The organism is Mesorhizobium sp. M0816 (genome assembly GCF_040320005.1).
GTDB lineage: Bacteria > Pseudomonadota > Alphaproteobacteria > Rhizobiales > Rhizobiaceae > Mesorhizobium.
On record NZ_JAMYOT010000032.1, the window covers coordinates 48,151 to 54,602 of the forward strand.

The 6,452-nt window shown below is 59.1% G+C and carries 3 protein-coding genes, 3 pseudogenes and 1 riboswitch; of the genes and pseudogenes, 4 read left to right on the forward strand and 2 right to left on the reverse strand.

The features are described from left to right. Positions 1-183 precede the first annotated feature (183 nt). Positions 184-566 (forward strand): annotated as a pseudogene (locus NKI17_RS30965) (PfkB family carbohydrate kinase); the annotation flags it as partial. A gap of 234 nt (positions 567-800) precedes the next feature. Next, positions 801-1,342, forward strand: a pseudogene (locus tag NKI17_RS30970) (transposase); the annotation flags it as partial. Between the two features lie 6 nt (positions 1,343-1,348). Here NKI17_RS30970 and NKI17_RS30975 read toward each other — a convergent pair. Together NKI17_RS30975 and hemN are read right to left on the reverse strand one after the other, a co-directional pair. Further along, entirely contained in the window at positions 1,349-1,732 is a 384-nt protein-coding gene (locus NKI17_RS30975) for an isopentenyl transferase family protein (RefSeq protein ID WP_352907279.1), read from the reverse strand. Between the two features lie 148 nt (positions 1,733-1,880). After that, positions 1,881-3,326 (reverse strand): oxygen-independent coproporphyrinogen III oxidase, encoded by a 1,446-nt coding sequence (gene hemN, locus NKI17_RS30980; RefSeq protein WP_352907277.1) that lies wholly within the window; start codon positions 3,324-3,326, stop codon positions 1,881-1,883. A 1,008-nt stretch (positions 3,327-4,334) separates the two neighbouring features. On the opposite strand from hemN, the gene NKI17_RS30985 reads away from it, so the two are divergent. Beyond that, the gene (locus NKI17_RS30985) at positions 4,335-5,492 is read left to right on the forward strand and encodes a porin (RefSeq protein WP_352907278.1); all 1,158 of its coding nucleotides are present in this window, start codon (positions 4,335-4,337) and stop codon (positions 5,490-5,492) included. 546 nt (positions 5,493-6,038) lie between these two features. Beyond that, positions 6,039-6,155, forward strand: a riboswitch (TPP riboswitch). A gap of 104 nt (positions 6,156-6,259) precedes the next feature. Next, positions 6,260-6,452, forward strand: a pseudogene (locus NKI17_RS30990) (phosphomethylpyrimidine synthase ThiC); the annotation flags it as partial.

Below are 6,452 nucleotides of genomic sequence, written 5' to 3' on the forward strand. Positions count from 1 at the left end.
CTCCACGGCTGCCATGTAGCCTCAGGTGGCAGGGACTCGCCGCCCCGTGAGGGCCGGGAGAACGCATTGGCAAAAGGAAAGCCCACTTGCCAGACCCGCGCCGGCCGGCGTGGTAAGAAGGCCGGCGGATTCCCAAGCGGAGACATTGACGCCGGACTATGACGTTCTTTGCATCGGCAATGCAGCGCCGGCAACACCGCCGCCGGCGTAGGCAGCTTCGGCGGGCGCGCCGCCTTCTTCGGCAGGTGTGGAACGACCTCTCGGCGAGATCTACGCCCACGACATCCACGCCCAGGGCGTCGCCTTCGACACCGAACCGCTAGTGGGACAACCACCGACGGCATGCTCGATGATCTTCGTCACGCCCGATGGCGAGCGCTTATCTCGGCGCCTGCTTCGAACTCGGCCCCGACGATGTCGAACGGGACAAGGCTTCGGGCACCAAGGTCACTTATTTCGAGGGCTATCTGGGGGACCCGCCGCGCGCCAAGCAAGCGATCCGGCAGACCGCGCGGCTGGCGCATGCCGCTGGGCGCGAAGTGTCGATGACGCTGTCGTATTCGTTTTGATTCGACCCCTACCGCGACGAGTTCGTCGAGCTGATCCGCTCCGGCACGGCAGCAGCAGGTCGTCTGGATCGCCGGGACTATCCGGGTGAGTACGTCGGGGTAGTGTGCTGAGAGTTCTGCAAATTCGCTGAGAGGGGGCGGTCATGGCAGGCTGGTGATTGTTCACGTCACCTGATTCCCGCGAAGGAACGCCACCATGACCAAGACTGAAGTTAAGACCGCCAGCGCTGCCGTCAAAGCAAGGGCATCGGGTTGGACGTGTCCGACGATCATGCCGGCCTGGTGGCAGCGATCGGCGAGGTGATCCCCGAAGCCGCCTGGCAACGCTGCTACGTGCACTTCCTCAGGAACGCGCTCGATCATCTGCCGAGGAAGCACGGCGACGACTGCCTGCAGGAATTGCGCTGGCTCTACGACCGGCGCGATCTCGCAGAGGCCAGGGCTGATCTTGCCGCATGGCTTGCCAAATGGTCGGCCCGCTATCCGGTCTGACAGGCTGGGCCGAGGATGCCATCGAACAAACCCTGACCTTCTTCAGGCTGCCGAGACAGCACCACAAGCATCTCAAATCCACCAACACGCTGGAGCGGCTCAACGAGGAAATCCGCCGGCGCACCTATGTCGTGCGCATCTTCCCCAATACCGAAAGCTGCCTGCGCCTGGTCAGGGCCTTGGCCGTCGAGACCAATGAAAACTGGATGGAGGCCAACCGATACATCAACATGGACGACCTGCGCGAGCACAAGAAGCTCGCTCTGCGCCAAGCCGCATGACCAGCATCATGGCCGCCCCATTTTGCAGAACTTGACGCACACAACCCGCTTTGCTCTCTCTACAAAGGCATCGGAGTTGCCGAGCCGCCACCGCCTTACATGCCACTGAAAGCGCCAGCCCGATGCTGACTCGCGCCATGTGAATTGAGAAGGGAGATCGAGCCGGCTGCGAGTGAGCCCAGGCTGAGATCTAAGCTCATCCACGTGCATGATCAGCTTACGACGGGTAGTCACGGCGTGGATGTGCCCGCGGTTAGGGGGCGTATCCAAGTAAACCCGCTGGGTAGATTGCAGTTCGGAATCCGAGGCACGCTCGCTGCCCGTAGCGATTTGAGGACAGCATTGTACACGATCCAACGCAATGACCGGCCGTCCGATCTCTCGTCCAATTTAAATTGAAACGTCTGTCTTGCCGCTGCAGGTCGGCCCGTAAATCAAATGGATTAGCATGTGTTTACCGCTTAGAAGCCCTTGTTTTTCGAACTGCCGACAACACACTGGATAGGCTGTTCTCGTCGTTCGGTCGAGTTCACCTCGCCTATGTCGGCATTTTACGGCGCTTCACTACTAATCGGGCACCGCACGATGGCAGCTCGTTCTCTCCGGCAAAAGATACTCCCTGTGTTAGCTTCCGTGTTGTGTGCTTGCCCTCACCTGCGGGATACGTAAGGCCATCCCTAAAAGCATCGAATGCGGCAGCGACAGCGCGAATCCCAAAGCGATGCTCCCGCCGTACGCGGACAAAACCGTTTTCGAAGTCCACTATTCCGTCCTTGGCCAGCATCGCCAAACGCTCATCTGAACCGCGAAGACGGATCGGATCAGATCCGTGGGCGACACAGATTGCCGGCACGTCAGCCTCGAAATCGCACATTAATCGCTCGATGATTGCGGCTCGCACGCGGTCGTCGTCTGTGAGGCGATGGCCCTTCGATGTCGCCAGTCGGCCAGCTGCGATGTGCCGGATGTAGAAATCCCGTGTAACTTCGTTTTGAACGTACCCCTGGCCGATGCGGCCGATAGCCGACGCGCCGAAACCGATCAGGGTTCTGCAGGTATCGGCAGAGTAGCCCAACGAGTTACGTCGCAAGCGACCTGTTTCCTGTGCCAGCGCGAGCTCGTCGTGCGGCAAGGCGAAATGGTCGAGCCCGATCTCTCGGTAGCCGGCGGCAACCAGCGTCACGGCGACAGCCGCATGCTGTTCAGCGCGGGCAGCGCTGTGGGGAAGAAATTCCGCCTCGATGAGGCGCTGGTTCTTTATTTGGGATGGGATATGCGAGTAGCCGAACAAGGCAAGCCGGTCGGGGCGCATGGCGACCGCTGCCCTCGCCGTCTCGACGCACGACTCCACCGTTTGACGCGGCAGGCCGTAGATGAGGTCGAAGTTGATCCGGTTTACTCCATGCCGGCGCAGCATTTCCACGGCAGCCGACGTCTGGGCCTCGCTCTGGATTCGGTTGATCGCTTTTTGAACAATGGGATCGAAGCTCTGTACGCCCAGGCTCGCGCGGTTCACGCCGGCCGCTCCCAAGCCTTCCGCCATCTCGGGCGTGAGCGTGCGTGGATCGATCTCGATGGCGACCGTAGCTGTTTTCGAGATGGCGAAGCGGCATCGCAGGAACTCCATCAGAGTGAGGAGCTCGGCTGGTCCGATGAGAGACGGCGTTCCGCCGCCGAAATGTATGTCGCTCACGGGCAGCGTCTTCGGCACTAGCTCCGAAACCAGACGGATCTCGTCACGCAGCGCCGCCAGATAGTTGAGGATGGGCGCATCATGGCGGGTGATGGTGGTTGGGAAGCCGCAATACCAGCAGGCTGATCGGCAGAACGGAACGTGCAGATAGAGTGACACCGGATCATCAGCCGGCAGGTTCCTGAGCCATTCCTCATAAGCGTCGGCGCCGACCGCCCCCGAGAACTCCGACACAGCCGGATAGATAGTGTACCAAGGCAGCCGGGCCTCTCGAAATTTCGTGGTCTGCAACGGTCACGGTCCCATGCTGATAACATCCAACCTTACCGTTGCGCTCGCCTGCGTCTTTGCGCTATGTCAGTCCGTCCCGTTTTGGGCTTGAAATTTTTTTGAGCAATGGGCGCCGTTCAGTCTTGGCTGGACAGCGATGGTCTGAGCGCACTCGGTCAGCGACTGACGATGGTGTTCCCGCCGAAATCCTCACGCGCACCGTTTTGTTCCACCGTCCCTTCCCTTCATCTGCGCGTGGGAGATTCTTCTGAGCGCAGATGCCGCCTCCGATGAGACAATACGGTGTTGGATCCAGACTTTGCACGCCAGCTAGCGCCGCCCATAATGATCTCTGCCGTCTCGATGAGCTCGTTGTGTGAATTGCTGGCAAGAAGCATTAGCTGTGGCGCGCCGCTTTCAGCACGAAAACCTGCTCGACGCGACCGTCAGGTCCGCCGCAATGCCAAGGCTGGCGCCTACCGACTCAGTGGTGCAAGGCTGCGGCGTGTGGTTATCGACCACCAGCTCGCCCAAGTGACGGCGTCGTACCGAGCGGTGGCCGCCGCATGATGCCTCAACGGCGGGGCTCACAGGAAACATGCCGTCGCCATTAAGCCAAACTGTCGCGAAGCGAACAGACGAACCGTAGCCGAAACGTTTGCCGTTCGTGCTTGGGTGGATCCGCAAGGCAAAAAGAACGGAAGCGCGAACCAAGGTCCGCCCGCACATTTGAGCTTCAAGCCGCAGCTGGGTCGTCAGGGTGGCACGTCATTTGCAGTAGTACCCTTTGTGAGGCCCGCCGCGGAGGCGAAAAGGTGATTGTACAAAAATGTTGTATGACCGTCTGGGAGTGATAACTACGTAATATATGTGACAACAAGTCTCAATCACATTCTAAATTCCCCTGAGCATTACCACGACAGGTGCATCAACACTCCTAGAATTCCGCCTGATGCGCCATCAATCGTTTGCTTAGCAAAAATCATTTATCGGTCTCGATTCCTTTTACTATTTAGACGGAGATCAACAATGAACATTAGGAGCCTCCTCCTCGGCTCAACTGCGGCACTGATTGCCGTTTCCGACGCTCGCGCCGTGACCGCCGTTGCCGAGCCTGACCCGACTGAGTACGTTAAAATCTGCGACGTCTACGGCTCGGGCTACGTCTACATTTCAGGCACTGAGACCTGCCTGCGCATCGGCGGCTATGTCCGTTACGACGTCGGCTTGGGCCATGTCGGATTGTTTGACCACGCAAGAACCTCGGATGTGAAGACTGGTGAGGATCAGGGCACATGGCAAAACAACACGCGCTTCGCATTGAAAACTTGGACCGGCCAGGAGACCGAGCTCGGCACGTTGAAGACCTATACCGAAACCCGCATGAACTTCGGTAACCGCGACGCTTCGGTTTCGGACAGTTCTCGGTCCTATGCCTTCAACGGAGACAGCACCTTGACTTTCGCCTGGATTCAGCTGGGTAGCCTCCGAGTTGGTAAGGACTGGTCGGCCTTCGACATGTTTATTGGCGGCGCGGGTGACGTACTCAACCAGACGCCGGTTCCATACGGCGCTTTCGATACCAATGTGGTTCAGTACCACTTCGACGCCGGGAACGGCTTTTCGGCCGTGGTTTCGCTCGAAGAAGGCTCGGGCGTGGTCGGCACAATCGACAGCTACGCTCCGCACCTAGTCGGCGGCTTGAAATACACACATGGCTGGGGCGCGACCACCGGCGTTGCCGCTTATGATAGCAACTACGAATCGGTGGCCGCCAAGGTCCGTGTCGACATCAATGTCACCAACGAACTGTTGCTGTTCGGAATGTTCGGCTACGGTTCCAATGGCAAGCTCAACGACGACTCCACGAACGCGATCGACGCTCATGGTCGCGGCTTCTATAAGAGTTGGGGCGGGAACTGGGCTTTCTGGGCTGGCGCCGCTTACGAGCTCAACGAGACAACTTCGTTCAACCTTCAGCTCTCCGGTGATCAGCTCAACAACCATGGTGTCGCTGCAAACGTCGCCTATGCGTTTCTTCCAGATTTCACAGTTACGGCGGAACTCGACTATGGCCGCTACGGCAACTTCGCCGTCGGCAAGGTGGACGCTTCCAACGTGACCTGGACCAACGCCAACAAGAAGAGCAGTGTCAGCGGAATCCTGCGTTTCGAACGCTCATTCTAATGGGATGAAAGGGTTGAGCTCCGAGATCCGGTTGAGCGGACCAATCCCGCAACACTCCAAGAGAACGTCGCATGAAGCTATACGAGATTGGAGCCTCGATCTCGGGGCCGGACGATGTTTCATATCAGATCTGGTCCGGATGATCGCGCAGGCGATATTCATCGCTCGATTATGTGTTTTGATCTGCAGCTCTTTCATTTCCTCATCCCTTCCGCCCGCTTGACGGACCCTGCCATCCAGCAGTACCCGGCCAGGTTTTCCAAACTCGAAGGCCCAGTCGGGTCAGGACGTGTTCAACTTGTTGAGCGATTGTGGGGTGCGGCCCGACGCACTTGAAATCGCAAATGGATCGCCTCCGTTCAGCCATCCCCGCGGAAATTCGGGCGCGAGAAAACAAGCTCCAGAGCATAAGCGAGGCTGATCGAGGAACAGACGATTCTCAGGCGACGCTCCATCCGATCTTGCGCCTGGCCGAGACGATCGCCCGACGATCACCGCCGCGGCCCGAATGCGCTTGACAAGATAGCGCTCGCCCGTTCAACCTGAAGCATTCACCAGGGGAGTCCCGGCAAGGGGCTGAGATACTGCTGGCTTTCGCGGCGCAGTGACCCGTTGAACCTGATCCAGTTCATACTGGCGTAGGGACGGTGCAAGCGCTTTGCGGGAGTTTATGCCCGAGGTCCTGTTTCGGCAGGTCGACAGAAGCGTCTTTTCATCCTTCCGGCACAGAACTGGGTCTCCAATGCAACGAGCAAAGGAGCCTCAAGATGAATGCCCTCACCCCCGCCGTCTCGACGGGATCGCTGCCCGCCTCCCGCAAGATTCACAAGCCCGGCACCATCCACCCGCACATCAAAGTGCCGATGCGCGAAATCTCCGTCCATCCGACGGCAGGCGAGCCGCCGGTGACCGCTTACGATCCGTCCGGCCCCTATACCGACCCGACTGTCGAAACCAGCA

What these genes read in the sequence shown, in the direction of transcription:
- NKI17_RS30985 (WP_352907278.1), top strand. Translation starts at nt 4,335, where the DNA reads ATGAACATTAGGAGCCTCCTCCTCGGCTCAACTGCGGCACTGATTGCC.